The organism is Mycobacterium sp. IDUB_17 (genome assembly GCF_055419465.1).
This window is the reverse complement of sequence record NZ_JBVAXS010000002.1, coordinates 562,167-587,270: the sequence shown is the minus strand read 5'-3', so window position 1 is coordinate 587,270 and position 25,104 is coordinate 562,167. Positions and strand designations below refer to the sequence as shown.

General features: G+C 67.1%; 27 protein-coding genes. 7 read left to right on the top strand and 20 right to left on the bottom strand.

What is annotated here, in order from left to right:
• Positions 1-61: 61 nt before the first annotated feature.
• Entirely contained in the window at positions 62-853 is a 792-nt protein-coding gene (locus ACZYZ7_RS09935; protein ID WP_450069329.1) for an Rv0361 family membrane protein, read from the top strand.
• A 50-nt stretch (positions 854-903) separates the two neighbouring features.
• Here ACZYZ7_RS09935 and fbaA read toward each other — a convergent pair whose 3' ends face one another.
• On the bottom strand, positions 904-1,941 hold the full coding sequence (fbaA, locus tag ACZYZ7_RS09930) for a class II fructose-bisphosphate aldolase (RefSeq protein ID WP_135452084.1): 1,038 nt from the start codon (positions 1,939-1,941) through the stop codon (positions 904-906).
• 74 nt (positions 1,942-2,015) lie between these two features.
• Between fbaA and ACZYZ7_RS09925 the strand changes: the two genes are divergently transcribed.
• Entirely contained in the window at positions 2,016-2,708 is a 693-nt protein-coding gene (locus tag ACZYZ7_RS09925) for a DedA family protein (RefSeq protein WP_135452082.1), read from the top strand.
• On the opposite strand, the gene ACZYZ7_RS09920 is transcribed toward ACZYZ7_RS09925, so the two are convergent.
• From ACZYZ7_RS09920 to ACZYZ7_RS09885, 8 genes are read right to left on the bottom strand one after another with little or no spacing between them, the layout of a single operon-like run.
• Positions 2,705-3,892 carry a vWA domain-containing protein gene (locus tag ACZYZ7_RS09920; RefSeq protein ID WP_463740814.1) on the bottom strand — a complete coding sequence of 396 codons (1,188 nt, stop codon included), beginning with the start codon at positions 3,890-3,892 and terminating at the stop codon, positions 2,705-2,707. The two genes, ACZYZ7_RS09925 and ACZYZ7_RS09920, sit on opposite strands and share 4 nt — an antisense overlap.
• Entirely contained in the window at positions 3,889-4,524 is a 636-nt protein-coding gene (locus ACZYZ7_RS09915; protein ID WP_135452078.1) for an SRPBCC family protein, read from the bottom strand. The genes ACZYZ7_RS09920 and ACZYZ7_RS09915 overlap by 4 nt, the downstream gene beginning before the upstream one ends.
• Entirely contained in the window at positions 4,521-5,411 is an 891-nt protein-coding gene (locus ACZYZ7_RS09910; protein WP_463740813.1) for an AAA family ATPase, read from the bottom strand. Before ACZYZ7_RS09910 ends, ACZYZ7_RS09915 begins: the two co-directional genes overlap by 4 nt.
• Positions 5,408-6,133 carry an XdhC family protein gene (locus ACZYZ7_RS09905; protein WP_463740812.1) on the bottom strand — a complete coding sequence of 242 codons (726 nt, stop codon included), beginning with the start codon at positions 6,131-6,133 and terminating at the stop codon, positions 5,408-5,410. Before ACZYZ7_RS09905 ends, ACZYZ7_RS09910 begins: the two co-directional genes overlap by 4 nt.
• Positions 6,134-6,144: 11 nt before the next feature.
• Positions 6,145-8,544 (bottom strand): aerobic carbon-monoxide dehydrogenase large subunit, encoded by a 2,400-nt coding sequence (locus tag ACZYZ7_RS09900; protein ID WP_463740811.1) that lies wholly within the window; start codon positions 8,542-8,544, stop codon positions 6,145-6,147.
• Entirely contained in the window at positions 8,541-9,017 is a 477-nt protein-coding gene (locus tag ACZYZ7_RS09895; RefSeq protein WP_135452070.1) for a (2Fe-2S)-binding protein, read from the bottom strand. The genes ACZYZ7_RS09900 and ACZYZ7_RS09895 overlap by 4 nt, the downstream gene beginning before the upstream one ends.
• 2 nt (positions 9,018-9,019) lie before the next feature.
• On the bottom strand, positions 9,020-9,922 hold the full coding sequence (locus tag ACZYZ7_RS09890; protein ID WP_463740810.1) for an FAD binding domain-containing protein: 903 nt from the start codon (positions 9,920-9,922) through the stop codon (positions 9,020-9,022).
• A gap of 55 nt (positions 9,923-9,977) precedes the next feature.
• Positions 9,978-11,126: an XdhC family protein gene (locus ACZYZ7_RS09885; protein WP_463740809.1), complete on the bottom strand. Its 1,149-nt coding sequence runs from the start codon at positions 11,124-11,126 to the stop codon at positions 9,978-9,980.
• A 109-nt stretch (positions 11,127-11,235) separates the two neighbouring features.
• On the opposite strand from ACZYZ7_RS09885, the gene ACZYZ7_RS09880 reads away from it, so the two are divergent.
• On the top strand, positions 11,236-12,192 hold the full coding sequence (locus ACZYZ7_RS09880) for a LysR family transcriptional regulator (RefSeq protein WP_463740808.1): 957 nt from the start codon (positions 11,236-11,238) through the stop codon (positions 12,190-12,192).
• 79 nt (positions 12,193-12,271) lie between these two features.
• Here the strand turns inward: ACZYZ7_RS09880 and ACZYZ7_RS09875 are convergent, their stop codons facing one another.
• From ACZYZ7_RS09875 to ACZYZ7_RS09855, 5 genes are all read right to left on the bottom strand, one after another.
• A complete protein-coding gene (locus tag ACZYZ7_RS09875) occupies positions 12,272-13,180 on the bottom strand; it encodes an LLM class F420-dependent oxidoreductase (RefSeq protein WP_135452062.1) in 909 nt (302 codons plus the stop codon).
• A 3-nt stretch (positions 13,181-13,183) separates the two neighbouring features.
• Positions 13,184-14,296, bottom strand: coding sequence for a glycoside hydrolase family 76 protein (locus ACZYZ7_RS09870; RefSeq protein WP_450069339.1), 1,113 nt, complete (start codon positions 14,294-14,296; stop codon positions 13,184-13,186).
• 70 nt (positions 14,297-14,366) lie between these two features.
• Positions 14,367-15,176, bottom strand: coding sequence for an amidohydrolase family protein (locus ACZYZ7_RS09865; RefSeq protein ID WP_463740807.1), 810 nt, complete (start codon positions 15,174-15,176; stop codon positions 14,367-14,369).
• The gene (locus ACZYZ7_RS09860) at positions 15,173-15,571 is read right to left on the bottom strand and encodes a hypothetical protein (protein ID WP_463740806.1); all 399 of its coding nucleotides are present in this window, start codon (positions 15,569-15,571) and stop codon (positions 15,173-15,175) included. Before ACZYZ7_RS09860 ends, ACZYZ7_RS09865 begins: the two co-directional genes overlap by 4 nt.
• Positions 15,568-16,026: a DoxX family protein gene (locus ACZYZ7_RS09855; protein WP_450069341.1), complete on the bottom strand. Its 459-nt coding sequence runs from the start codon at positions 16,024-16,026 to the stop codon at positions 15,568-15,570. Before ACZYZ7_RS09855 ends, ACZYZ7_RS09860 begins: the two co-directional genes overlap by 4 nt.
• Before the next feature lie 107 nt (positions 16,027-16,133).
• Between ACZYZ7_RS09855 and cynR the strand changes: the two genes are divergently transcribed.
• Together cynR and cynS are read left to right on the top strand one after the other, a co-directional pair.
• Positions 16,134-17,027: a transcriptional regulator CynR gene (gene cynR / locus ACZYZ7_RS09850; RefSeq protein WP_450069342.1), complete on the top strand. Its 894-nt coding sequence runs from the start codon at positions 16,134-16,136 to the stop codon at positions 17,025-17,027.
• A gap of 104 nt (positions 17,028-17,131) precedes the next feature.
• The gene (gene cynS, locus ACZYZ7_RS09845) at positions 17,132-17,602 is read left to right on the top strand and encodes a cyanase (protein WP_450069343.1); all 471 of its coding nucleotides are present in this window, start codon (positions 17,132-17,134) and stop codon (positions 17,600-17,602) included.
• On the opposite strand, the gene ACZYZ7_RS09840 is transcribed toward cynS, so the two are convergent.
• From ACZYZ7_RS09840 to ACZYZ7_RS09820, 5 genes are read right to left on the bottom strand one after another with little or no spacing between them, the layout of a single operon-like run.
• Positions 17,603-18,256, bottom strand: a complete 654-nt coding sequence (locus ACZYZ7_RS09840) for a TrmH family RNA methyltransferase (RefSeq protein WP_450069344.1) — start codon at positions 18,254-18,256, stop codon at positions 17,603-17,605.
• The gene (locus tag ACZYZ7_RS09835) at positions 18,249-19,139 is read right to left on the bottom strand and encodes a hypothetical protein (RefSeq protein WP_135452056.1); all 891 of its coding nucleotides are present in this window, start codon (positions 19,137-19,139) and stop codon (positions 18,249-18,251) included. The genes ACZYZ7_RS09840 and ACZYZ7_RS09835 overlap by 8 nt, the downstream gene beginning before the upstream one ends.
• Positions 19,140-19,157: 18 nt before the next feature.
• Positions 19,158-19,934 (bottom strand): SDR family NAD(P)-dependent oxidoreductase, encoded by a 777-nt coding sequence (locus ACZYZ7_RS09830; RefSeq protein WP_450069345.1) that lies wholly within the window; start codon positions 19,932-19,934, stop codon positions 19,158-19,160.
• Positions 19,935-19,968: 34 nt separating this feature from the next.
• Positions 19,969-20,835, bottom strand: coding sequence for a trehalose monomycolate transport factor TtfA (ttfA, locus tag ACZYZ7_RS09825; protein ID WP_135452052.1), 867 nt, complete (start codon positions 20,833-20,835; stop codon positions 19,969-19,971).
• Between the two features lie 59 nt (positions 20,836-20,894).
• Positions 20,895-21,533, bottom strand: coding sequence for a TetR/AcrR family transcriptional regulator (locus ACZYZ7_RS09820; RefSeq protein WP_135452050.1), 639 nt, complete (start codon positions 21,531-21,533; stop codon positions 20,895-20,897).
• A 69-nt stretch (positions 21,534-21,602) separates the two neighbouring features.
• On the opposite strand from ACZYZ7_RS09820, the gene ACZYZ7_RS09815 reads away from it, so the two are divergent.
• Together ACZYZ7_RS09815 and ACZYZ7_RS09810 are read left to right on the top strand one after the other, a co-directional pair.
• Entirely contained in the window at positions 21,603-22,634 is a 1,032-nt protein-coding gene (locus ACZYZ7_RS09815; protein ID WP_450069346.1) for a Rieske 2Fe-2S domain-containing protein, read from the top strand.
• Positions 22,631-23,710, top strand: coding sequence for an NAD(P)H-dependent amine dehydrogenase family protein (locus tag ACZYZ7_RS09810; protein ID WP_450069347.1), 1,080 nt, complete (start codon positions 22,631-22,633; stop codon positions 23,708-23,710). Before ACZYZ7_RS09815 ends, ACZYZ7_RS09810 begins: the two co-directional genes overlap by 4 nt.
• Here the strand turns inward: ACZYZ7_RS09810 and ACZYZ7_RS09805 are convergent.
• A complete protein-coding gene (locus tag ACZYZ7_RS09805; RefSeq protein ID WP_450069348.1) occupies positions 23,700-25,046 on the bottom strand; it encodes an alpha/beta hydrolase domain-containing protein in 1,347 nt (448 codons plus the stop codon). The genes ACZYZ7_RS09810 and ACZYZ7_RS09805 overlap by 11 nt on opposite strands.
• Positions 25,047-25,104 lie beyond the last annotated feature (58 nt).

Below are 25,104 nucleotides of genomic sequence, written 5' to 3'. Positions count from 1 at the left end.
CTATTGTGCACCGACCGATAAGCTCCACCGGTACCGACGTACGGGGAGGACCGCACCAGGGATGTCGAACCCAACGGGACCTGACGAGGACCGCACCGACCACAGCGACACACCGACCGAGAAGGTCGAGTTGCCGAACATGTCCGAGGTGACCGAACCGGCCACCGAGATTTTCGGCTCAGCCGACGAAGTCACCGGGGAAGTGCACCTCAACGAAGAGCGACGATTCACCGCACCGTCCGGATTCGACGGGTCCACGCAGAAGATCGACACCCCTCCCGACCCGGAGACCGAGATCTTCGCGCCGCCCGACGAGGGCGATACCGTCGCCGCCGAGGCGCCTAAAGGTGCTGCCCCACAAGTCATTCCGCCGCGCGAAGATCCAGATCAGGAGCCACAGCCCGCTGCCCGCCGCAGCTGGGGGTGGGTGGTCGCAGTCATATTGGTGATCGCGGCCCTGGTAGCCATCGCAGTACTCGGCACCGTCCTGCTGACCCGCACATCGTCGACGGCCGCCTCCCAGGACGACGACGTCCGCACGACGATCCAGAACTTCGACTCAGCCATCCAGCGCGGCGACCTGGCCGCCCTGCGGTCGATCACCTGCGGCACCACCCGCGACAACTACGTCAAATACGACCAGAAGGCCTGGGATGAAACCCACGCCCGGGTGGAGGCCGCCAAGCAGTACCCCGTGGTGGCCAGCATCGACCAGGTGGTCGTCAACGGCGACCACGCCGAAGCCAACGTCACCAGCTTCATGGCCTTTGCCCCGCAAACGCGATCCACCCGCAGCTTCGACCTCCAGTTCCGCGACAATCAGTGGAAGATCTGCCAGGCGCCCACCGGTTGACCTGATCGGGTGACGCCGCGCGGACGCAAGCTCTGGCTCCGACTGGCCACCTAACCGCCGGTGACGCTACGCCCGGCGCTGTGCAGGTCGTTGCAGGCCTCGATGACGCGCTCGGACATCGACGCCTCGGCCTTTTTCAGGTAGCTGCGCGGGTCGTACACCTTCTTGTTGCCGACCTCGCCGTCGACCTTGAGCACCCCGTCGTAGTTGGTGAACATGTGCGCGGCCAGCGGACGGGTGAAGGCGTACTGGGTGTCGGTGTCGACGTTCATCTTCACCACGCCGTATTTGAGGGAATCTTCGATCTCGGACTTCAGCGAACCCGACCCGCCATGGAAGACGAAGTCGAAAGGCTTTGCATCACTGGGCAATCCGAGCTTGGCGGCGGCCACCCGCTGCCCCTCGGCCAGCACGTCGGGCTTGAGCACCACGTTGCCGGGCTTGTACACGCCGTGCACGTTGCCGAACGTCGCGGCCAGCAGGTACGCCCCCTGCTCACCGGCGCCGAGCGCGTCTATGGTCTTCTCGAAGTCCTCCGAGGAGGTGTAGAGCTTCTCGTTGATCTCGGCCTCGACGCCGTCCTCTTCACCGCCGACCACGCCGATCTCGACCTCGAGGATGATCTTGGCCGCCGCCGCGAGCTTCAGCAGCTCCTGGGCGATGGTCAGGTTCTCGTCGATCGGGACAGCCGAGCCGTCCCACATGTGCGACTGGAACAACGGATTGCGGCCGGCGGCGACCCGCTCGGCGGAGATGGCCAGCAACGGCCGTACATACGTGTCCAGCTTGTCCTTCGGACAGTGATCGGTGTGCAGGGCCACCGTGATCGGGTACTTGTCGGCGATCACGTGGGCGAACTCCGCCAGCGCGACGGCGCCCGTCACCATGTCCTTGACGCCGAGCCCGGAGCCGAACTCGGCCCCACCGGTCGAGAACTGGATGATGCCGTCGCTGCCCGCGTCGGCGAAACCCTTGATGGCGGCGTTGATCGTTTCCGACGACGTGCAGTTGATGGCCGGGAATGCGAAGGAGTGCTCCTTGGCCCGGCCCAGCATCTCGGCATAGACCTCAGGCGTGGCGATCGGCATGGCTTGTCCTTCTATCTTGTCGCGGGTTGTCGCAGGTGAAGACCGGTGGTGGGACCCAGGTACCCTAGGGAGTCGTGATCGACATCGCCCTCCCTGAGGCTACGACCAATCTGGCGCTCATGCCGGATTTCATGGATCCGGTGCACCTCATCGGATCCTTCGGCACCTGGGCCCTGGTGGGCATCCTGGTCGTCGTCTTCGTCGAGTCCGGGGTGTTGTTCCCAGTCCTGCCGGGTGACTCGTTGCTGTTCGTCGCGGGCATGCTCGCGGCAGGCACTGCCGCCCAGGGAACGGCGGTCAACGCCAACTTCGAACTCTGGCAGCTGCTGGTGTTCATCCCGGTGGCGGCGATCCTCGGCGGCCAGGTCGGCTACTTCATCGGCCGGTTCATCGGTGTCGAGATGTTCAAGCCCGACGCCCGGATTCTGAAGCAGAAGTACCTCGACGAGGCCCACGCCTTCTTCGAGCAGCGCGGTCCGTTCGCGATCGTCATCGCCCGTTTCGTGCCGATCGTGCGGACCCTGGCACCCATCGTTGCCGGCGCCGCCAAGATGCGTTATTCGGTGTTCACGACGTTCAACGTCCTGGGCGCGATCGTGTGGGGCGTCGGCCTCGTGCTGCTCGGCTACTGGCTGGGCCAGTTCGAGATCATCCAGAAGCTGCTGGAGCCGATCTTCATCCTGATCGTCGTCGCCTCGGTGGCACCGATGTTCATCGAGTGGTTCAAGCGCCGCCGCGCCGCGAAGAAGTCCGCCGAGCAGGTCTAACCACCGAGCACATCGAACACCTCCCGCAAGCCGGTGAGTGTGTGTGCCGGTAGAAAGTGATCGCACAGCGGCAAGGCTGCCGCCATCGACCCGGCCAGGGGCGCATATCCCGGTGCCGCCGCCCGCGGGTTGAGCCACACCACCAGGTGTGCCCGCCGGCGCAACCGGACCATCTCGCGCCGCAGTAGTTCGGGCGGGTCCGAATCCCAGCCGTCGGAGGCGATCACCACCACGGCACCGCGCAACGCATGACCGTGCGGACCGCTCAACAACGCACGGATCGACCGGGCCAGGCGCGTACCGCCATAGCGGTCGGCCACCTTCTCGTTGGCCCGGGCCAACGACACCTCGGCAGACCGGTGCGACAGCACGGCGGTGAGCCGGGTGAGCGTGGTCGCGAACGCGAACACTTCGGGTCGGGTCCGCCGGTGGACCGCCGCCGCGCGCATCAGATGCAGATACACCGCGGCATACGGCTGCATCGATCCGCTGACGTCGCACACCAGCACCACCCGCCGGGGGCGGAGTCGGGCCAGTGTCCTGGCCACCCGCAACGGCTCCCAACCGGTGGTCCGGGAGGCCCTGATGGTTTCCCTGAGGTCGACGCGCCGGCCGGCCGGGTGACGGCGCCGCCGCAGCGTACGGCGGTGCGGCCAGCGGGCTTCCGCGCTTTCCAGCCAGGCTCCGATCCGTCGCAGTTCGTCGGTGTCGAACCGATCGAACGGTTCGTCAGCCCGCGCGGCCATCCAGCTGGGCATCAGGTCGGGCAATGCACTGCCCTCCGGCGCCCCGGTCGCCGCGGCGACGGACGCGGGCCTGGTCGTCCACGGCAATTCGTCGTCGCCGTCGATGGCCTCGCCGTCCTCAGGCCTCGGGTTCTGGGCGGGCACCGTCGACGACAACGCCGACCGCTTGAGACCCGGCGGATCCAGGCCGACCACGGCGTCGGCGAAAACCGCGTCGAACACGGCGTCAAAGGCAGGCAGATCCTCGACACGGGTGACGAGTGCGAGCCGCGCCGCCCAGTACAGCCGAGACCGCGCGGCGGGCACCAGCTCGTGCATCGCCTGGACCAGGGTCGAGGGACCGACGGCGGACACCGTCACCCCGCCCGCGCGCAGCCGGTCGACCAGCGCGACGGCGAACGCCGCCAGGTCGACCCCGCGTAGCAGGGACGACGTCACCGGCGAGCGTGCCTGGCCATCCGCAGACGACCGATCGTGAACACCAGGGCCGCCAGGAGAAAGGCACCGGCGACTCGCGGGCCATACCGCTTGAGTGCGCTGCCGCCGGCCAGATCCAGCAGATCGATCGGCTGGGGTTCGGGAGTGGCGGCCGCTACGGGCGTGTCGGCGGGCTTCACCGGAGCTTTCTGGCCGGCGAGCTTGGCCTCCAGCGACTCGACGAACTGGCCCAGCAGTTTCTCCGAAACGTCCTGCAGCATGCCGCTACCGAACTGCGCGAGCTTGCCCACGACCTTGAGGTCGGTGTCGACGGTGACGCGGGTGGCCTGCCCCGCGTCGTGCAACCGGGCGGTCACGGTGGCGGCGGCATTGCCGGTACCCCGCGCTTCCTTGCCCAACGCATCGATGACGGCCCGATGCTCGTCGCGGTTCTGCTCGACGAAGTGGACCTTGCCGGTGAACTCACTGGTGACCGGGCCGACCTTGATCTTCACCTTGCCCAAGGTGTCCTCGCCCTCGTGACCGGTCAGCTGTGCGCCCGGCATCAGGGGGACCACCTGCTCGAGGTCGGTGAGCAGGTCCCAGGCCTCGTCGACGGGCACGCTGACGGTGAACTCGTTGGCGATCTTCATAGGGCGCTTCCTCTCAATTCCAGCAGTGCGTCACGGAGCAGTCCCGTGTCGTCGGGGGTCTTGGCCAGGGCCCCGAGGGTCTCCAATGCGGCGGGGTCCACCAGGTCACCGACTCCCAATGTCACCAGGGCGGCCACCCAGTCGATGATCTCGGCGATACCGGGCGGCTTGTCGAGGTCGAGATCCCTTGCCGTGCCGACGAATTGGGCAGCCCGCTCGATGAGCGGGTCGGTGGCACCGGGCACCGTGCGGCGGACGATCGCGACGGCGTGGGCGCGTTGCGGGTATTCGATCCAGTGGTAGAGGCAGCGACGGCGCAACGCATCGTGCAGATCGCGACTGCGGTTCGACGTCAGCACCACGATGGGCGGTCGCTCGGCGACGAAGGTACCCAACTCGGGCACGGTGACCGCCGCCTCGCCGAGGAACTCCAGCAGTAGCGCCTCGAATTCGTCGTCGGCCCGGTCGATCTCGTCGACCAGCAGCACCGGCGGCCGCGGTCCGCGGTGCCGCACGCACTGCAGGATCGGCCGGTCCATGAGGTAGGCCTCGGTGTAGAGGTGTGCCTCGTCGAGTTGTTCGCCGCCGCGAGCTTCGGCCAACCGGATGGACAGCAGCTGGCGCTGGTAGTTCCAGTCGTAGAGGGCCTCGCTCGTGGTCAGCCCTTCGTAACACTGCAGCCTGACCAGTGGGGTATCCAACACGGCCGCCAGCGTTTTGGCCGCGGTGGTCTTGCCTACGCCCGGCTCGCCCTCCAGCAACAGCGGGCGTCCCATCGTCACGGCGAGATAGATGGCTGTCGCGGTGCCTTCACCGAGCAGGTAATCGCTGGCGTCGAACCGCCGCACCACATCCTCGACGCAGGAGAAGACCGGGTCAGTGTTCATGCGCCGCGGAGCCCGCCGACCCTGATGCCTTCGATGACCTCGGCGACGATCGAAACAGCGATCTCGGCCGGGGTTTTCGCGCCGATCGCCAGGCCGACCGGGGTGTGCACCCTGGCACGTTCGGCTTCCGTCAATTCCAGTCCGTCCAGGATGGACGCCCCGCGTATCCGGCTGGCGACCAGCCCGATGTAGCCGACCCCGGCGTCCAGCGCGGCCCGGATCACCTCGCCTTCGGGGCCACCGAGACTGGCGACCACGACGGCGGTGGCATCCCCGGGGTCGGAGCCGGGATCGTCGAGCCGCCGCACCTCATAGCCGAGGATCGCGCACAGCTCGGCCATGGCGTCGGCGATCGGTGTGCCACCGAAGATCTGTACCAGCGGCGCGGGCACCTCGGGCGCCAGGAAGATCTCCAACGCGCCGCCGGACAGACAGGGATTGACGACCACGCAGGCACCCGGGGCCTCTGGGAAATGCACATCGCCGTCGGGTAACACGCGCAGAAGTACACTCTCGCCCACCTGCAGCGCCCCCAGCGCTGCCTTGCGGACCGAGTTCTGAGCGCAATGTCCGCCGACGAACCCCTCGATTGTGCCGTCGGCCAACAGGATCGCCTCATCCCCGGGATGTACCGAGGTGGGCTGCTGCGCGCGCACCACCGTCGCATGCACGAATGGCGTTCGTGCCCGGCGAAGTTGCGCGACGCGCTCGCTCAGAGTCATCTGCACTCCATCTAGATGGGCGGCCTGGCCCGGCCCTGCATGGCTTCCCACACCCGCGACGGGGTCAGCGGCATGTCTGCGTGCCGAACCCCGAACGGCGCCAACGCATCCACCACGGCATTCACCACGGCAGGCGGTGAGCCCACCGTCGCGGACTCACCGATGCCCTTGGCTCCGATCGGGTGGTGCGGCGACGGGGTGACGGTGTGCCCGGTCTCGAAGTGCGGCACCTCCATCGCGGTGGGGATGAGGTAGTCCATCAACGATCCGCCCAGGCAGTTGCCGTCTTCGTCGAAGGCGATCATCTCCATCAAGGCCATACCGATGCCGTCGACCAGACCGCCGTGCACCTGCCCCTCGATGATCATCGGATTGATCCGGGTGCCGCAGTCGTCGACCGCGAGGAACCGGCGCACCTTGACCACGGCGGTACCCGGGTCGACGTCGACGACGCAGAAGTACGCCCCGTACGGGTAGGTGAGATTCTCCGGGTTGTAACAGATCTGGGCGTCCAGACCGCCCTCGATCCCCTCCGGAAGATCGCCCGCACCGTGGGCGCGCATCGCGATGTCGGCGATGGTGACCGACGCCGTCGGATCACCCCTGACGTGGAAGCTCCCCTTGTCCCATTCCAGGTCGGCGACCGAGGCCTCCAGCATCCCGGACGCGATGATCTTGGCCTTGTCACGGACCTTGCGCGCGACGAGCGCGGCCGCCGCGCCCGACACCGGTGTCGACCGGCTGCCGTAGGTGCCCAGGCCGAACGGGGTCTGGTCGGTATCGCCGTGCACGACATCGATGTCCTCGGGCGGGATCCCCAGTTCCTCGGCCACGATCTGGGCGAAGGTCGTCTCGTGGCCCTGTCCCTGGGTCTGAACACTCAACCGCACCACAGCTTTTCCGGTCGGGTGCACCCGCAGTTCGCAGCCGTCGGCCATGCCGAGACCGAGGATGTCCATGTCCTTGCGCGGGCCGGCGCCCACGGCCTCGGTGAAGAACGACATGCCGATGCCCATGAGTTCTCCACGCTCGCGCTTCTCCCGTTGTTCGGCGCGCAGGCCCTCGTAACCGATCATCTCCATCGCGAGCCGCATCGTCTTCTCGTACTCGCCGGAGTCGTACACCCAACCGGTCTTGGATTTGTACGGGAACTGCTCGGGTTTCAACAGGTTTCGCAGCCGCAGCTCCGCCGGATCCATCTTGAGTTCATAGGCCAGGCAGTCCACCAGCCGCTCGACGAAGTACACCGCCTCGGTGATGCGGAATGAGCAGGCATAGGCCACGCCGCCGGGTGCTTTGTTGGTGTACACCGCGGTCATGTGGCAGTAGGCCGCCTCGATGTCATAGCTGCCGGTGAACACGCCGAAGAAACCCGCGGGGTATTTCACCGGGGCCGCGGTGCCGTTGAAGGCACCGTGGTCGGCCAGCACGTTGGACCGGATCGCCAGGATCTTGCCGTCGGCGGTCGCGGCGATCTCACCGACCATGATGTAATCCCGCGCAAACCCTGTGCTGGTGAGGTTTTCGCTGCGGTCCTCCATCCATTTGACCGGCTTGCCCAGCAGCAGAGACCCGACGATGGCACAGACGTAGCCGGGATAGATCGGCACCTTGTTACCGAACCCGCCACCGATGTCCGGCGAGATCACCCGGATCTTGTGCTCGGGTAGGCCGGCGACCAGCGCGTACAAGGTGCGGTGCGCATGCGGGGCCTGGGAAGTGCACCACAGGGTGAGCTTGCCGGTCACGGGATCCAGATCGGCGACCGCACCGCAGGTTTCCATCGGTGCGGGATGCACACGCGGGTAGACGATCTCCTGTTTGACCACCACATCGGCTTTGGCGAAGGCCGCGTCGGTGGCCGCGGCATCCCCGGTCTGCCAGTCGAAGCAGTGATTGTCCGCCTTGCCGTCGAGGTCGGTGCGGATCACCGGGGCGTCCGCGTCCAGTGCGTGACGGGCGTCGATCACCGGGTCCAGCGGGTCGTAGTCGACGTCGATGAGTTCCAGGGCATCCCGGGCCGAGTACCGATCCTCGGCGACCACGAAGGCCACCTCCTGCCCCTGGAAGCGGACCTTGTCGGTGGCCAGCACGGCCTGTACGTCGTTGGACAGCGTCGGCATCCAGGCCAGGCCCTTCTCGGCCAGGTCGGCACCGGTGACCACTGCATGGACCTTCGGATGTGCCTGCGCCGCAGTCACATCGATGCCGGCGATCCTGGCGTGCGCGTACGGCGAGCGCAGAATGGCCAGGTGCAGCATGCCGGGGAGCGTGACATCGTCGACGTAGGTGCCGCGGCCCCGGATGAATCGCGGGTCCTCCTTGCGCAGCATCCGGCCGTGACCGCAGGGTTTCGCGTCGTTGGTTGCGGTGTCCTCGGGTCGGCTGACCGGGTTCTCCAGCGTCGTCATGCCTTCGCCTCCTCACGGGCGTGCCGCGCGGCCCACAGCACGGATCGCACGATCGTGGTGTAGCCGGTACAGCGGCAGATCTGACCCGAGATGGCCTCGCGGATCTCATCTTCGGTCGGGTCCGGGTTGCGATCGAGCAGCGCGCGGGCGGTGATCATCATGCCCGGAGTGCAGAACCCGCATTGCAGTCCATGGCACTGCATGAACCCTTCCTGCACCGGATCGAGATGGCCGTCGACCTCCATGCCCTCGACCGTGCGGATCGCATGCCCGGAGGCCATCGCCGCCAGCATGGTGCAGGATTTCACCGGTTCGCCGTCGACATCGACGACACACGTGCCGCAGTTGGACGTGTCGCAGCCCCAGTGGGTCCCGGTCAGCCCCAACTGGTCGCGCAGGAAGTGCACCAGCAGCATCCGCGGTTCGATCTCGGCGCTGACTGCTTCGCCGTTGACCGTCATGTTGACCTGCATGGTTAATTCCCTTCCAGCGCAGGGGCGTTGCGTACCCGCTCCACGGAGGCGCGCAGCGTGCGGATGGTCAGTTCGGACGCCAGATGACGCTTGTAGTCGGCACTGCCGCGCATATCGCTGACCGGGGCGCAGGCCTGTGCCGCGGCCGCACCCGCGTCGGCGAAGGTCTCCTCGACAGCGGGCCTGCCCACCAACGAGTCCGATAATGCACGGAGAGCGTCCCAGTCGGCGTTCACCGCGGTCAGACCGACGCGGGCCGCCGCGATCGAAGCCCCGTCCGAATCAGCGGACAACGATACCTGGACGCCGGCGGCGGTCACGGCCCAGTCCCCCACGCGGCGTTCGACTTTCGCGTATGCGCTGGAGGTGCGGTGGCGCACCGGGATCCGGACCTCGATCAGCATCTCGTTGTGGGCCAGCGCGGTCTCGTAGGGCCCCACGAGGAAGTCGTCGATGGGGATCTCCCGGTCTCCGGCCGGTCCGTGGGCCAGGCATACCGCCGAGAGGACCCTGCATACGGTGCTCAGGTCCTCGGCCGGGTCGGCCTGGCAGAGCGAGCCGCCGAGGGTGCCGCGATTGCGCACGACGGGGTCGGCGATCACCCGTTCGGCGTCACGGAAGATCGGGCACATCGCCGCCAACCGGTCGGACTCCAGCACCTGGCGGTGCCGAGCCATCGCCCCGATGCGGACGAGGGTGGGATCGGTGACGATATAGCCGAGCTCGGCGGCGAGGTCGTTGATGTCGACCAGATACTCGGGGTTGGCGATGCGCAGTTTCATCATCGGCAGCAGGCTGTGCCCGCCGGCGACGATCCTGGCGTCCTCCCCCAACCGGTCCAGCAGTCCGACCGCGTGGTCGACGCTGGTGGCGCGTTCGTACTCAAAGGGGCCGGGAACTTGCATGTGAGCCAGCTCACACCCTGCTGACGCCGGCGTCAACAGCCAGTTAAGCGATTACTTAACTGGTCGGCAGCACCCAGCGTTCGCCCTGCTCATGGTGGATACGACCGCCCGTCTGGGCCAGCGGCCGCCCGCCGCCTCCCCAGCGCTGGGCGATGATCTCGGCAGCGATGGACACCGCCGTCTCCTCAGGGGTCCGGCCGCCGAGGTCCAGCCCGATCGGGCTGGACAACCTGGCCAGCTCGGCCTCGGTGATCCCGGCATCACGCAGCCGGGCCAACCGGTCCTCGTGGGTTCGCCGCGATCCCATCGCGCCGATGTAAGCGGCCGCAGGCAATCGCAGTGCCACCTCGAGCAGGGGCACGTCGAACTTGGGGTCATGGGTCAGCACGCAGATCACCGTGCGGGCATCGATCGCGCCTGCCTCAGCCTGGGCGGCCAGGTACCGGTGCGGCCAGTCCACCACCACCTCGTCGGCGGTCGGGAACCGCGCCGAGGTGGCGAACACCGGGCGGGCGTCGCACACCGTGACCCGGTAACCCAGGAACGCGCCCTGCTGGGCGACGGCTGCCGCGAAGTCGATCGCGCCGAACACCAGCATCCGGGGCCGCGGGGCGTGGCTCGCGACGAAGACCTCCATGCCCTCACCCCGGCGCTGACCGTCGGGACCATAGGTCAGCACCTCACTGCGCCCCGCCGCCAGCAGCCCACGGGCGTCGTCGGTGACCGCGGCGTCCGCGCGCGGCGACCCCAGCGAGCCGTCCGAGGCGTCTCGGTGCACCACCAGCCGCCTGCCGACCCACGACGCGTCGGGATGGGCGATGACCATGGCCACCGCGACCGGGATGTGCGCGTCGATGTCCTCGGCGATGGCACTCAACTGATGAAACGTCTTCTGCGACACCGGTTCCACGAACACGTCGAGGATGCCGCCGCACGTGAGGCCGACCTCGAAGGCGTCGTCGTCACTGACCCCGTAGCGCTGCAGCACCGGGGTGCCACTCGCCATCACCTCGGTGGCCAGTTCGTACACCGCTCCCTCGACGCAGCCGCCCGACACCGACCCGGCGACGGTTCCGTCGGGAGCGACCACCATCGCCGCACCCGCAGGGCGCGGTGCCGACCGAAATGTGCGCACCACAGTCCCGACAGCTGCGGTGTCACCTGCACGCCACACCGCTAACAAGGTGCTCAGCACATCTCTCACGGTTTCAATCTAGAGCGTGCCGGGCCACTCCGTTACAAGGATCTCGGCACCGCCTGCGGCGCGACTCAACCGCACGTCCCTTTCGTTCGACGCGTTCTAGGCTTCAATCGTGACACCCGCGCAGCTGCGTGCGTTTTCGGCGGTCGTCCGGCTGGGCTCGGTGCGGGCCGCGGCCGAGGAACTGGGTATGTCCGATGCCGGGATCTCGATGCACGTCGCCCAACTGCGCAAGGAACTCGACGATCCGCTGTTCACCCGCACCGCGGCCGGCCTGGCCTTCACCCCGGGCGGCCTGCGCCTGGCAAGCCGCGCCGTCGAGATCCTCGGCTTGCAGCAGCAGACGGCCATCGAGGTGACCGAGGCTGCGCACGGTCGACGGCTGTTGCGCATCGCGGCATCCAGCGCGTTCGCCGAACACGCGGCACCCGGGCTCATCGAGCTGTTCTCCTCACGCGCCGACGACCTTTCGGTCGAGCTGAGTGTCCACCCGGCCAGCCGCTTCGCCGACCTGATCGCCACCCGTGCGATCGACATCGCGCTGGGCCCGCCACCGGAGGGCGATGACGCCACGCTCGCCGTGCGCGCATTCCTGAAGTACCAGATCATCACGGTGACCAGCCCGGACAGCCCGCTGGCCGGACGGTCGCCGAGCCCGGGTCAGTTGCGGGAGCAGCAATGGACGCTCGGCCCCTCCGGCGGCAGCGTCGACGGTGAGATCGCCACCATGTTGCGACACCTCGCGATCCCCGAGGCCCGGCAGCGAATCTTCCAGAGCGATGCGGCCGCTCTGGAGGAGGTCCACCGGGTCGGCGGGGTGATGCCGACGATCGGGTTCGCCGTGGCCGCCGACCTGACCAGCGGCAGGCTTGCACAGGTCAAGGGTCCGGGCCTGCAGATCGCCGGGGAGTGGTTTGCCTCGACCCTGCCGGCGGCGGCCCGTCAGCCGGCGGTGTCCGAACTGGTGCGGTTCATCACGACCCCGCGTTGCACCCAGGCCATGATCCGCGGAACAGGGGTGGGTGTCACCAGGTTCCGGCCCAAGGTCCACGTGACCCTGTGGAGCTGACTGACTGAACGCCGAGTGGCCAGTTATTACACGGCTCTTCGCCGACAGCGTGCAATAACTGGCCATTCGCGCCAATTGGCTACCCCAGGCCGAAGGCCTGGGCCAGTTCACGGAGCGCCGGACGCGGATCCGCCATCGGGTTGTCACCGAGCACCTGCAGCACAACGTGATCGGCACCGGCGTCCAGATGAGCGGTCACCGCCTTGGCCGCACTGTCGACCGATCCCATCCCCACCACGGCACGGGCCAGCCGGTCGGATCCGCCGCGTACCAGATCGGACTCGTCAAAACCCTGACGCAGCCACGAGTTCCGGTAGTTCGGCAGACCGCTGTAGACATCCAGGTGCGCATGCGCGCGGCGAAGTTGATCGTCATCGGTTGATCCGATGGCCACCGCCTGTTCGGAGACGATCCATTTCTCCGGGCCGAGGATGTCGCGGGTGACGCGGGTCTGCTCGGGCGTCACCAGGTACGGGTGGGCGCCATCGGCATGGGTGCCGGACAACTCGATCATCTTGGGGCCCAGCGCGGCCAGCAGCCGCGGCGGGCGGCCGACGCCCGGCTCGATCTGTTCGGGGACCGCAGCCATCCGGTCCAGATAGTCGCGCATGGTGGCCAGTGGTTTCTGATAGACGCCACCCAGACCGTGTTCGACCAACGGCCCGTGGCTGACACCGAGACCGAGCACGAACCGGCCCGGGTACAGCGCGGTGAGGGTGCGCGCACCGGTCTCGGCCGCACTGGGCACCCGGACGTGAATGTTGGCGATGCCGGTGCCCACCACCAGACGCTGAGTCGCGGCCAGGAAAGCCGCCGACTGCGTCAGGCATTCCTTACCGGTGACCTCGGGCAGGAACAACGAGCCGAAGCCGAGTGCCTCGATCTCTCGGGCGACCTCCTGCGCATCCGGCATCGACCAGGTTTCGCTGGCCCACCACACCCCGATCCGGGACGGAAAATCGATCCTGGCTCGCTGCGCCTGGGTCAAGTCCTACTCCTCGTCGTCTGCGGCCAGCGTGTGCGCGGCCTCCATCAACATCCAACCCGACACCTGAACCGACAGGTCACGTTCGGGGATCGCCGAGGCGTTGACCGCGCCGTCGACGAACTGCGCCTGCTGGCCTTCGGCCCCGGGCACCTCGGCGGTCTGCTCCCAGAACGCACCGAACAGCGGCAGCCCATCGACGGTCTGGCGGTTGTCCCAGGCAGCCTGCGCTGATTTGAGGACGAGCGAGTGGGCCGTCTCGCGCGCGGCGCGATCGTCGGCCGTATCCCCCGGCAAGGTATTCGCCACCAGCGCCAGGTACCGCGCCGTGATGCCGTTGAACAGCCCCCCGTCGCCGCCGCCGGCGCCTTTGATAACTCCGTCGGTGGCCATCTCCTTGTCCACCGCGGCCACCAGGCGGCGCACCCGCTCGGCGTGCCGGGCATCCTCGGTGCGCACCGCGAGTTCGACCTCCAGCCCGAGCACCACGCCTTGGCAGTAGGTGTATTGAGCGCGCACCATCGAACCGGCCTTGATGCCGTCGAACACCAGGTGCGTTTCCGGATCGATCAGGGTGTCATCGATCCAGTCGGCCATCTGCTGGGCCCGGCGCAGCCGGTCGTCATAGCGGGCCAGAAAGATCCCTGCCGGACCGTTGGCCGGGGCGTTGAAGAACTGATCCTGTTTGCGCCACGGGATGCCGCCGCCGTCCTCGGGCACCCAGGCGTCGACGAACTGCGCGCACAACTTCTTGAGCGCGTGGGGTTTCTCGACCCCGACCAGCCGGCCGGCCCGTTCGAGGGCAAGCGCCAGCCAGGCCATGTCGTCGTAGTAGTTGTTGGTCCAGGACAGGTTGTTGCGGATGTGGTGCCCACGGATCTGCCGTTCGATGCGGGTTATCCGCTCGGGCTGCGGATCACGCACCTGCGCGTCGACCAGAGTGTCCAGCAAATGCGCCTGCCACCAGTAGTGCCAGGTTCCGAACTTGCGGTACTTCTTGGTCGCCGGCCAGGCCACCACACCGAGCTGGGTACCCGGCAGACCCCAGAGCTTCGTCAGGTGTCGTTGGGTGATCGCAGCTTCGGCGCTGGCCGCACGGTTGGCCCATAGCTGATCCATGCTGACGATCCTGCCTTACCAGGCCTTCGAATTGTCGGCATGTCGAGCAGTTTCCGCACCCCTCGCGTGGTCAGGGCGGTTGATCCGCCGCGCGCACAACCCGCCCGCCGTGCAGTACCAGCCGCCGTTCAGGATGCCCGGCCACCGCTTCGGCGGAGTTCGCCGCAGCGACGACCACCAGGTCAGCCCGGTTACCCGGCTGCAGTCCGTAATCGGCGAGTCCGAGTGCGGTGGCGGCGGAGTCGGTGATCAGCGACATTGCGAACCCGAGCTCGTCATCGGTCATCAGATCGCCCTCAAGGCCGATGATCGTGGCTCGTTCGAGCATGTCGCCCGTCCCGTAGGACCACCAGGCGTCGCGGATGTTGTCCGAGCCGGCGAACACGAGGACACCGTGTTCACGCAATCGCAGCACCGGCGGCATGGTCCCGGCCGGGCCGTTGGTCATCACCGCCACTCCCGCGGCGGCCAGCGCGATCGCGGTCCTGTCGAGCGCGACTTCATCGATCTGCCCGAGGCAATACGCATGGCTGACGGTCACTTTGCCGCCCATCCCAAGGGTTTTCGTCCGCTCGGCGATCGCCGAGAGTTGCCGGGTTCCGATCTCGCCGCCGTCGTGGAGGTGAATGTCGACGCCCGCGCCGTGACGCTCGGCCAGCCCGAACACGACGTCAAGCTGACCGTCGACATTCCCGTCGAACCCCGCCGGGTCGAGCCCGCCGATCACGTCTGCGCCCTCGGCCAGGGCTGCATCGAGCAGATCAGGTACGCCCGGGGCGGTCACGACGCCGCTCTGGGGAAACGCCACCAGTTGGATGCTGACCTTGTCGCGCAGGGATTCCCGAACCTCCAGCAGGTCGTGCAGGCCGGCGAGCTTCAATCGGGGTCGATGTCGACGTGGGAGCGAACGTGACCTGTGCCCAGCGAAACCATCTGCTCGGCCAACGCGGTGGCCCGAGTGGTGACGGGAACTCCGATCTTTGCGCGCAGTGCGCGCTCGTCGGCAATGCGTTCACGCAGCGACCCTGACGAACGATGCGGTTGCCACGGTGCGCCCCAGAAGGTCTTGTCCAGATGGCAATGGCCGTCGACGAATGCGGGCAGCAGCAGGGCACCGCCGCAGTCGACGACGTGCCGATCAGGACCCGCGATCGGCGAATCTGGTTGTCCGCGATCCACGATCGCCTCGATCCGTCCTTCTCGCAGCGTGACATCGACCCGACGGCCGTCGGGCAGCACGACGTCGACCAGCGCGTCGAGCACCGGGCCGGTCATGACGCCTCCGAAGTGAGCGGTCGCGATGGGTTCGCGAAAATGGCTCGGTTCCAAGGTAACCGGGCACCGAGCAGGCCATCGACGCTGAACCGCCCCGCCCCGGTGACGATCAGCAGCAGCATCGGGGCGGCCAGCGCGAGTACCAGCTCGAACCCGCCCTTCGCGACGAACAACCCATGGCCCGTGTGTGCGATCAGGAACGCGCCGACCATGGTGGCGAACAACAGAGCTGCCCACACCGGCGTGGCCAGACCGATGATCAACCCGATACCGCCCGCGAATTCGATGGTGGCCGCAACCACCGCGGACAACTCAGGTGCCGGGGCGCCCATGGCCGCGAAGCCCTGCTGGGTCGCGGCGATCCCGTTGGTGACGAACTTCTGCCACCCGTGCGCCAGAAAGATGACGCCGAGCCCCACGCGGGCCAACAGGATCAGTAGGTTGCGGATGGCCATTCTGGAGTGCTCCTTCTTCTCTTTGTTCCAACTCTGCCGACCGCCAGCCATAGTGTCCAAGTCGCAGATGTCATTGATACGATAGGTATCGCCTATACATTGGGTCGATGGAGCTGCGTCATCTCCGCTACCTGCTCGCCGTCGCCGAGCATGGCAACTTCACCCGGGCGGCCGAGGCCCTGCACGTGTCACAGCCGACACTGTCGCAGCAGATCAAACAGCTCGAACGCGAGGTGGGCGCAACACTGCTGGACCGCTCCGGGCGCACGGTCCGGCTCACCGACGCCGGCGCGGCATACGCCGGGCACGCCCGGCTGGCCATACAGGGCCTCGACGCCGCCCAGCGGGCGGTCCACGACGTCCAGGATCTGACTCGCGGGCACCTGCGGATAGCGATGACGCCGACGATCACCGCCTACCTGATCGGCCCGCTGGTGCGGGAGTTCCACGCCCAGCACCCCGGCGTCACCCTGACGGTCATCGAGACCACCCAGGACCTCATCGAAGCGGACCTGCTCGCCGACCGCATCGATCTGGGTATCGCGTTCGCCGGCCGGCACACCGCCGGCGTCGCCGCGTCCGCGCTCTTCACCGAGACGCTCAGCCTCGTGGTGGGCACCGCCCACCCGCATTCTCCGAACGTCGAGACATTCGCGATCGAAGGACTGCCCGCCCAACCCCTGGCCCTGCTGAGCCGAGACTTCGCCACCCGCAACTACATTGACGACTATTTCGCCGCGCACGGAGTCACACCGGACATCGTGATCGAGGCCAACTCCATCAGCGCACTGCTCGAGTTCGTGCGACTCGGCACGCTGGCCACGGTGCTGCCCGATGCGGTCACCCAGGCACACGCCGACCTGCATCCGATCCGGCCCGATCCCCCGCTGCCCTCACGCGAGGTCGTCCTGCTGCACCGGGAGGCCGGATACCAGTCCGCCGCGGCGCAGGCTTTCAGCGCGACGGCGGTGCGCCACGGCCCGCGCTACGGACATCTCTAGCCATAGGTGCTGCCTATAACTTCAATCGAAAGCAAGTATTGGACGCTATAGCGGCTGGGGGGCATGGTGGTTGCCATCTAGCCCCTACAGGGAAGGACACCAAAATGGTGCACGCCCAATTTGATCCGGCCGCTCGTCAACAGCTGGCCACCGCCGCAGTCGAGGCTAAGACCCGCAAGGACCTCACCTGGCAGCAGATCGCCGACGCCGCCGAACTCTCACCGGCGTTCGTGACCGCTGCCGTGCTCGGCCAGCACGCGCTGCCTGCCCAGTCGGCCGTCGCGGTGGCCGCACTGCTCGGACTCGACGACGACGCCGCGCTGCTGCTCCAGACCATCCCCACCCGCGGCTCGATCCCCGGCGGTGTCCCGACCGACCCGACGATCTACCGCTTCTACGAGATGCTGCAGGTCTACGGCACGACCCTCAAGGCGTTGGTCCACGAGCAGTTCGGCGACGGCATCATCAGCGCGATCAACTTCAAACTCGATGTCCGCAAGGTCGCCGACCCGGAGGGCGGCGAACGCGCCGTCATCACCCTGGACGGCAAATACCTTCCGACGAAGCCCTTTTGATCACCAGGCCCGCGAGAAATCCGCGTGGCGAGTGATCCATGCGTGCATGACGATTCCGGCGGCAACGCCTGCGTTCATGCTGCGGGTCGACCCGAACTGCGCGATGGATACCGTGACGGCCGCCCCGGCCTGCGCCTCCGGGGTGATGCCCGGGCCTTCCTGACCGAAGATCAGCAGGCAATCGCGGGGTAGTTCGGTCTCTTCCAGCCGCACGGCGCCGGGCACGTTGTCCACCGCGACGACGGTCAGCCCGGCGTCGGCGGCGAAGGACAACAATTCGGCGGTGGTGTCGTGGTGACAGAGCCGCTGATAGCGGTCGGTGACCATGGCGCCCCGCCGGTTCCACCGGCGCCGTCCGACAATGTGCACGGTGTCGACGGCGAAGGCGTTGGCGGTGCGCACCACGGCACCGATGTTGGCGTCGTTGCCGAAGTTCTCGATCGCGATGTGCAGCGGGTGCCGCCGCTGGTCGATGTCGGCGATGATCGCCGCCCGGGTCCAATACCGGTAGGCATCAACGACATTGCGGGTATCTCCGTCGCGCAGCAGCTCGGGGTCATAACGGGCGGCTTCTTCCCCGGAGGGCAGCGGGCCCTCCCAGGGCCCCACTCCGGGGGACTCTCCCCATTCGGTGGGGCCGACGGCCTCAGCCACCGGTGGTCCACAGGGCCGCGTGGGTGCCGATCACCGAAACCGACGCGTACAGCAGAGCCGCGTTCATCTCCCCCTGGGTGCACAGCGACGCCCGGACGTTCACCGCCTCACGCGAGGCCTCCGGCAGGAGCAGCAGCGACGAGCCGTACACCGTGCAGGCATGGCTGAGTCCCGGGGGCGGCAGCGTCGGGCCGGCCACCACCATCAGCGGGCCGCCACGCGCCGCCGAATCCTCCGCATAACGCTTTGCCGCACCATCGATTTCGAGGCCGAGCAGCATGGAGCCCTTGCCATTGAAGGCCGTGGGGTCACCGATCGCCGTCGGCGCCAACTGTCCGCCGTCGGCACTGAATGCATCGACGCTGGAGGTCTTGACGGTGACACCGGTGTCGTTGACGCTGGTGGGCAGCATGCCCACCGGAAAGGCCGCCGGGTAGGCCACTGTGGTACCCGGGATGCGCTCGCGCGGCGAGTACACATAGATCCCGCGCACCTGGTTCTGTTCGCGTTGCGGCCCCAAGCAGACTGTGCCGCTGAGCTTGTCGGGCGCCGGCGCGGACAGCGGCCGGATACCCAGGTTGGTGATGTCGTCGCAGCCGTGCAGCGCGTCGGCCTCGATCGGGTGCGCGAGGGCACCGTACAGACCGAACCGGATGTCCTCTGGTTTGGCGTGGGCATCGCCAGATGCGGTGCCCTCGACGTCGACCAGTACATGTTCGGAGTCGAACCGCAGATCCGACACCTTCAGGCGCCAGCCGAGGATGTCCAACGATTCCCCGAGTGCGGCGGTCGACGCTTCATACGTGCGGCCCGGTTGATCGGATGCGCAGCCCGCGGTGACGGCGAGAAGTACCGCCATCACCGCCGCGATCAGCGCCCGCACCGGCACAAGAATTCTGTTCTAAGTTCTCCCACGACCTTTTCCCACTGCTTTTGTCATGGCGCGCACCAGGTTTCGTGGAACCATCCGGCCCCCGGTGGTGAGCACCTTGTACTGCAGGCCGGGCACGATGACCACCTTGCCGGCGGCCACGTCGGCCAGGCAGTCGCGCACCACGTCCTCGACCTGCAGCCACAGGAACGACGGTGTGCCCGCCATGTCGATGCCCGCGCGGGCATGAAACTCGGTGTGGACGAACCCCGGGCACAGCGCGTGTACGCCAACCCCGGTGCCGCCCAGTCCGTTCGCCAGCCCCTCGGTGAACGAGACGACCCAGGCCTTGGAGGCCGAATATGTCGATCCGCGGCCGGGCACCAGCCCGGCGACACTGGCCACGTTGATGACGGTGCCGCTGCCCGCCTCGATCATCGCCGGCAGCGCGGCGTGCGTCAGCTCCATCACCGCGGTGACGTTGACATCCAGTTGGGCCTGCAATTGGGCGAGATCGGCGGTCCAGAACTCACCGGAGGTACCGAAGCCGGCGTTGTTCACCAACACCTGCACACCGGCGCGCAACCGGTCGGCGACCTTGGCCCGGTCGGGGGCGCACGCCAGGTCGGCGGGAAGCACTTCGACGTCTACGCCGGCCTCGTCGTGCAGTTCGGCAGCGAGTTGTTCCAGCCGGGCGCCGTCCCGCGCCACGAGGACGAGGTCATAGCCGTCGCGCGCGTACCGGCGGGCGAACCCGGCACCGAGGCCCGAGGTTGGTCCAGTGATCAGCGCGACGGGGCGAGGCATGCCGACAGGTTACTGAACTGTTCCGGTGCGCTGGCTAGCGCTGGTAGTGCGGTGCGTGACGGCCGTTGCGCGCCGGCGGCGGGGTCCGACGGACCGCATCCGGACGGCCGGGCTCCTGGCGCGGCTGGGTGTAGCGGCTCACGTCACCACGTCCGGGTGCCGCGTCAGCCCGGCCCGGAGGCAGCTCCCGACGCCCGGCGGGGGTCGGCGCCAACGGGCGGCTGGGCGAGCCTGCGCGACGTGCCAGCGCAGCTTGGCTGCCCTGACCCGACTGCGGTGCCACACCGTTCTGCGGAACCGGCGGCAGTACCCGCAGCAGGTCGTTGAACTGACGCACAGTGCGCAGCCCCTCGTCCCATTGGGCGCGGGTACTCGTGACCGGCATGCTGACGAGCGTCCAGTTCTGCTCGTTCCACATGATCTCGGCGCAATCGGGAGCGGTGTGGGCGAACGTGACCATCCGGCGGTCGCAGGCGCGGCGAGCGGCGTCGAGGTTGGTGGAGTACACCATCCGCGGACCGATCGCGCCGAGCAGCCAGATGTCGCTCTCCCGGGGCTCCTTGATGCCCTTGAGTCGCAGATCGACGACGACGTTCGTGCCGACCTTGCGGTGCAGCGCGATCACCGTTGCCACTTCTTCGATGTCAAAGATGAACACCGCCTCGCCACGGATCTGGCCGAGCACGACGTTCTTGGCCGTGACGTCACCGACGGTCGACATCACCCCGCGCTTCCAGCGCTTGAGGATCTCGTGCGACTCGTGCTCGTAATCGAAGCCATGCGACTTCGCCCACGACTTCCGGCGCCGTCCCAACCCACGTCGACGGTCGATGTCGACGTACAGCAATACGGCCGCACCCACGAAACAGAGTGCGGACAGCGTGAACCAGAGCGGGACCATCGGGCATAGCCTACTTGTTGACAGCGGGAATGCCTCCACCTTGTGAGGTCACAACCCGATTACTGGTGATCAGAGCGCCGTGACCGGGACTCTTCGAGGTACGTGACGATTGCGTTTGTGAGCCCTCGCCTGGCGACATCGAGGTCTGTATATGTGCCGAGTTGCCGCTCAGAGGTGATACCGCGCATCGCGCCGGGGATGAACGAGGCAACTTCACGTACCCGCTCGGGGTCCACGTCGAGGTCGGCAAAGGCCTGCTGACAGGTCTGCAGCCAGCTGTGCCCCCATGACGACAGCTCGGCGGCGGTCTTCGGATAGAGCCGTTCGAGTTCGGCATGGTCCCGTGGCAGCGCCGCGCGCAGATTCTCGATCGCCCGCGAATCGCTGGCGGTCAACCCGTCATAGAGCAGGTCGATGATGCCGGCGACGCGCTCACGCAATGGCGCGCTGTCGTGACGGTGGCTCAGCATGCCCGCACGGCGCTCGGCGGTGCGCTGCAGGACCGCAGCCCAGAACCCGTCGATATCGCCGAACTGGTATTTCACCGCACCCCAGGTGGCGCCGATGTCTTTGGCGATCCGGTTGGCCGAGACCGCCCCCGGATCGCCGGTTGCCAGCGCCTTGCGCGCGGCCTCCAACATGCTCTCCCGGGTGGCTTCACCGCGCCGATTGGTTCGGCGCGCGCTCACCTCGGTCATCTCAGGAGATTACCTCAATTTCACAGAACCCTCTTTCAAAGTTTCACAGAACCTCCTACGATTCGCGTCATGGCAAAACCACCGTTGTCGATGAAACCGACGGGATGGTTCCAAGTCGCCTGGTCGGACCAGGTGGGCACCGGGGCCGTGCACGCCATGAAGTACTTCGGCGAGGAGATGGTCGCCTGGCGCTCGGAATCCGGGCAGGTGACCGTGATGAACGCCTACTGCGAGCATCTGGGCGCCCACCTCGGATTCGGCGGCCACGTCGTCGGCGAGGTCATCCAATGTCCGTTCCACGGTTGGCAGTGGAATGCCGAGGGCCGCAACGTCTGCATCCCGTACCAGGACCGGCCCAACCGCGGCCGCCGGATGCGCACCTACCCCGTCGTCGAACGCAACGAGGCCATCTATGTTTGGCACGACATCGAAGGGCGTGAGCCGTTCTTCGATGCGCCGGATGTGTTCGCGTCCTTCGGTGACGGCAGCACCGCCGCCGACTACTACCCCCAGCAGCGGTTGTTCCGCGGGGGGCTCGAGCTGCATCCGCAGTACGTGCTGGAGAACGGCGTCGACTTCGCGCACTTCAAATTCGTGCACCAGACCCCGATCGTGCCGGTGTTCACCCGCCACGACTTCGCCGCGCCGATCTCCTACGTCGACTTCACCATCACGTTCGAGGGCGACGATCAACAGTCGATCGATGATGTGCGCAGCGGCGTCGAGGCGATCAACGGCGGTCTGGGCATCGCGGTGACCAAGAGCTGGGGAATGATCGACAACCGCACCATCTCGGCCGTCACCCCCGTCGACGAGTCCACCTCCGACGTGCGGTTCATGGTCTACATCGGCCGAACCCCCGGCAAGGACAGTCCCCGGGCTGCCCAGCGCGCCACCGATTTCGGCGACGAGGTGATCCGCCAGTTCACCCAGGACATCCACATCTGGTCACACCAGCGCTACTCCGATCCTCCGGCGCTGGCCACCGCCGAGTACGAGGGCTTCACCGCAATCCGCAAGTGGGCCATGCAGTTCTATCCAGACGGTCGGGGCGGCAGCGCCGCAGACCTGTCGCTTATACGGAAGGCAGACACCCTATGACCGAGAAGCTCCGCGTTTTCCAGGTGGCGACCGGCAACGTCGGCACCGAGATGATCAAGCGCATCAGCAAGCGACCCGACCTCGAACTTGTCGGATTGCATTGCTACACACCGGAAAAGGTGGGCCGCGATGCCGGTGAGATCGCCGGCATCGATCCGATCGGGGTGACAGCGACGGGCTCGATCGACGAGATCATCGCCGCCAAGCCCGACGTATTGACGTTCCACGGCGTCTTTCCGGATGAGGACCTCTACGTGAAAGTCCTTGAGGCCGGGATCAACATCGTCACCACCGCCGACTGGATCACCGGCTGGCACCGCGACACCAACCACCCGCATCCGTCCGGCAAGCCGGTGTCTCAGCTGCTGGCCGAGGCGTGCGCGAAGGGCTCGTCGACGTTCTACGGCACCGGGATGAACCCCGGCGTCAACCAGATCCTGGGCGTGGTGTGCTCGGCCGACGTCGCCGAGATCGAGAACGTCACCACCATCGAATCCGTCGATGTGTCATGCCATCACAGCAAGGACACCTGGATCGAGGTCGGCTACGGCCTGCCCGTCGACGATCCGTCGATCCCGGCCAAATTGGAGAAGTACACCCGGGTCTTCGCCGACAGCGTGCTGATGATGGCCGACTGCTTCGGGCTGGAACTCGACGAGGTCAAGTTCAGCTACGAGCTCGGCGCCTGCACCAAGGATGTCGACCTGGGCTGGTACACGCTGCCCAAGGGATCGCTGGGCGGCAACTACATCAAGTACCAGGGCATGGTCGACGGAGTGCCGCGCGTCGAAACCCACCTGGAATGGCAGATGACCCCGCACACCGATCCGAGCTGGGATATCAAGGGCTGCTACATCACCCAGATCAAGGGCGATCCGTGCGTTTACAACAAGCACATGATCTTCCCGAAACCCGGTGTGGACCTGTCCGATCCGGCCTCGTTCGCCTCGATCGGCATGACCGTGACCGGCCTGCCCGCACTCAACGCCATCGCGTCGGTGGTCAAAGCACCGCCGGGACTGTTGACGAGCGCCGACGTGCCGCTGCGGGGATTCGCCGGCAGGTTCAACATCTGACGGCTGGGAACATCGCGGCCGCGAGCTCCAGAATCTCCGGGCGGTCCGCGGGCAGAAGGAATCCGGCCTCGATTGTCCGGTCAAGCGCATCGGTGAAGCGGTCGAGATATTCGTCGACGCCGTCGGGGTAGAGCTCGCACAGCCTCGCGGCGTCGAACACCTCGCCCGACCCGAAAAGGAAGGACATGGGGCTCTCGTCCTTCGCGAGTCCCGACGTCCGCGCGATCGGGACATCGACCCACGGCGTGCGGACTCCGCCCTCGGCGAGCCCGTTCGCATCCAGGACGAGTCCCGGCGGGTCGCCGCCGGTCAAGGCGATCGGCGGTGCGCTCGGCGCGGGAGTGCCGGTGTGAACCCAGGTGTTGAGTGCGGCGATCGCGGCCTGCAGCGCATAGTGATGTTGGGGAGCGAAGTTGATGTAGTACGACAGTCGCGTGCCCATCAGCTCATTTGTGGGTGCGTACGCCGCGACGATGGCTTCGAGCGGCCTGGACCCGTCATCGATGAAACCGACGCGGATGGTGTAGTTGTCAGCGTGCGCGGTCCCCGGCACCTCCCAGGCCCGCAGAAACTCGTTGTCCGCCTGCCGCGCAGCGTGATAGCCCACGCGGAAGCCCCCGACGACATCGGTCTCGGCGAGCACGGTGAGCACCGGAACACGCAGATCCGGGCGGAAGGGCACGGCCACATCCGACCTGGCCTCGTCGAAGACGTGGGTGTCGTCGAGGGGTGCGGCATTGCCGAATCGCGAATGCACCAGAAAGCCGTCATACGTGGCGGCGCCCGGGTCCACGGCGTTGACGTACGTCGTCAGGAATGCCGCGGATTGCGACTCACCCACCGCCAGAACGGTCTCCGGCCGCAGACCGTCGATCGCGCCATCGCGGATCAGACGGCCGATCTGGGTGAAGATGTCGTAGGCGAAGGGGTCTCCCGGGTGGTTCAGCTCGGAATAGCGCTGCGGGTCTTGTGCTTTCAATGACATCTCGGCGCCTACAAGGCTCGTTCCGCCCTGGATGCCGACCTGTTGGACGGAGACCGCCACGTAGGTGTAGCCCGCACGGGCGATCTCCCGATGCGCCATGAACCAGACCGCGGGCGCGTCGATCCCGCCGCTGACATTCAGCCACTCGACGATCACGGTGCCGTTGGACTTCGCCGCATCCGTGGGCGAGATGACGACGATGCGGGTGGTGTAGTCCGCCTCGGACGGCACGGTGTCCGAATAGGACCTGGCCGTTCCGGACACGAAGAACTCCTCGGCGCCGTAACCCAGGTCGGCCAGGTCGTACGCGCCGAGGAGCAGGTTGGGTTTACCGGGGACCTTGGTGATCACCCGCCCATCTTTGCGCGAGCGGAAACAAAAGTGCCCAATTCCGATGGGAATTGGGCAC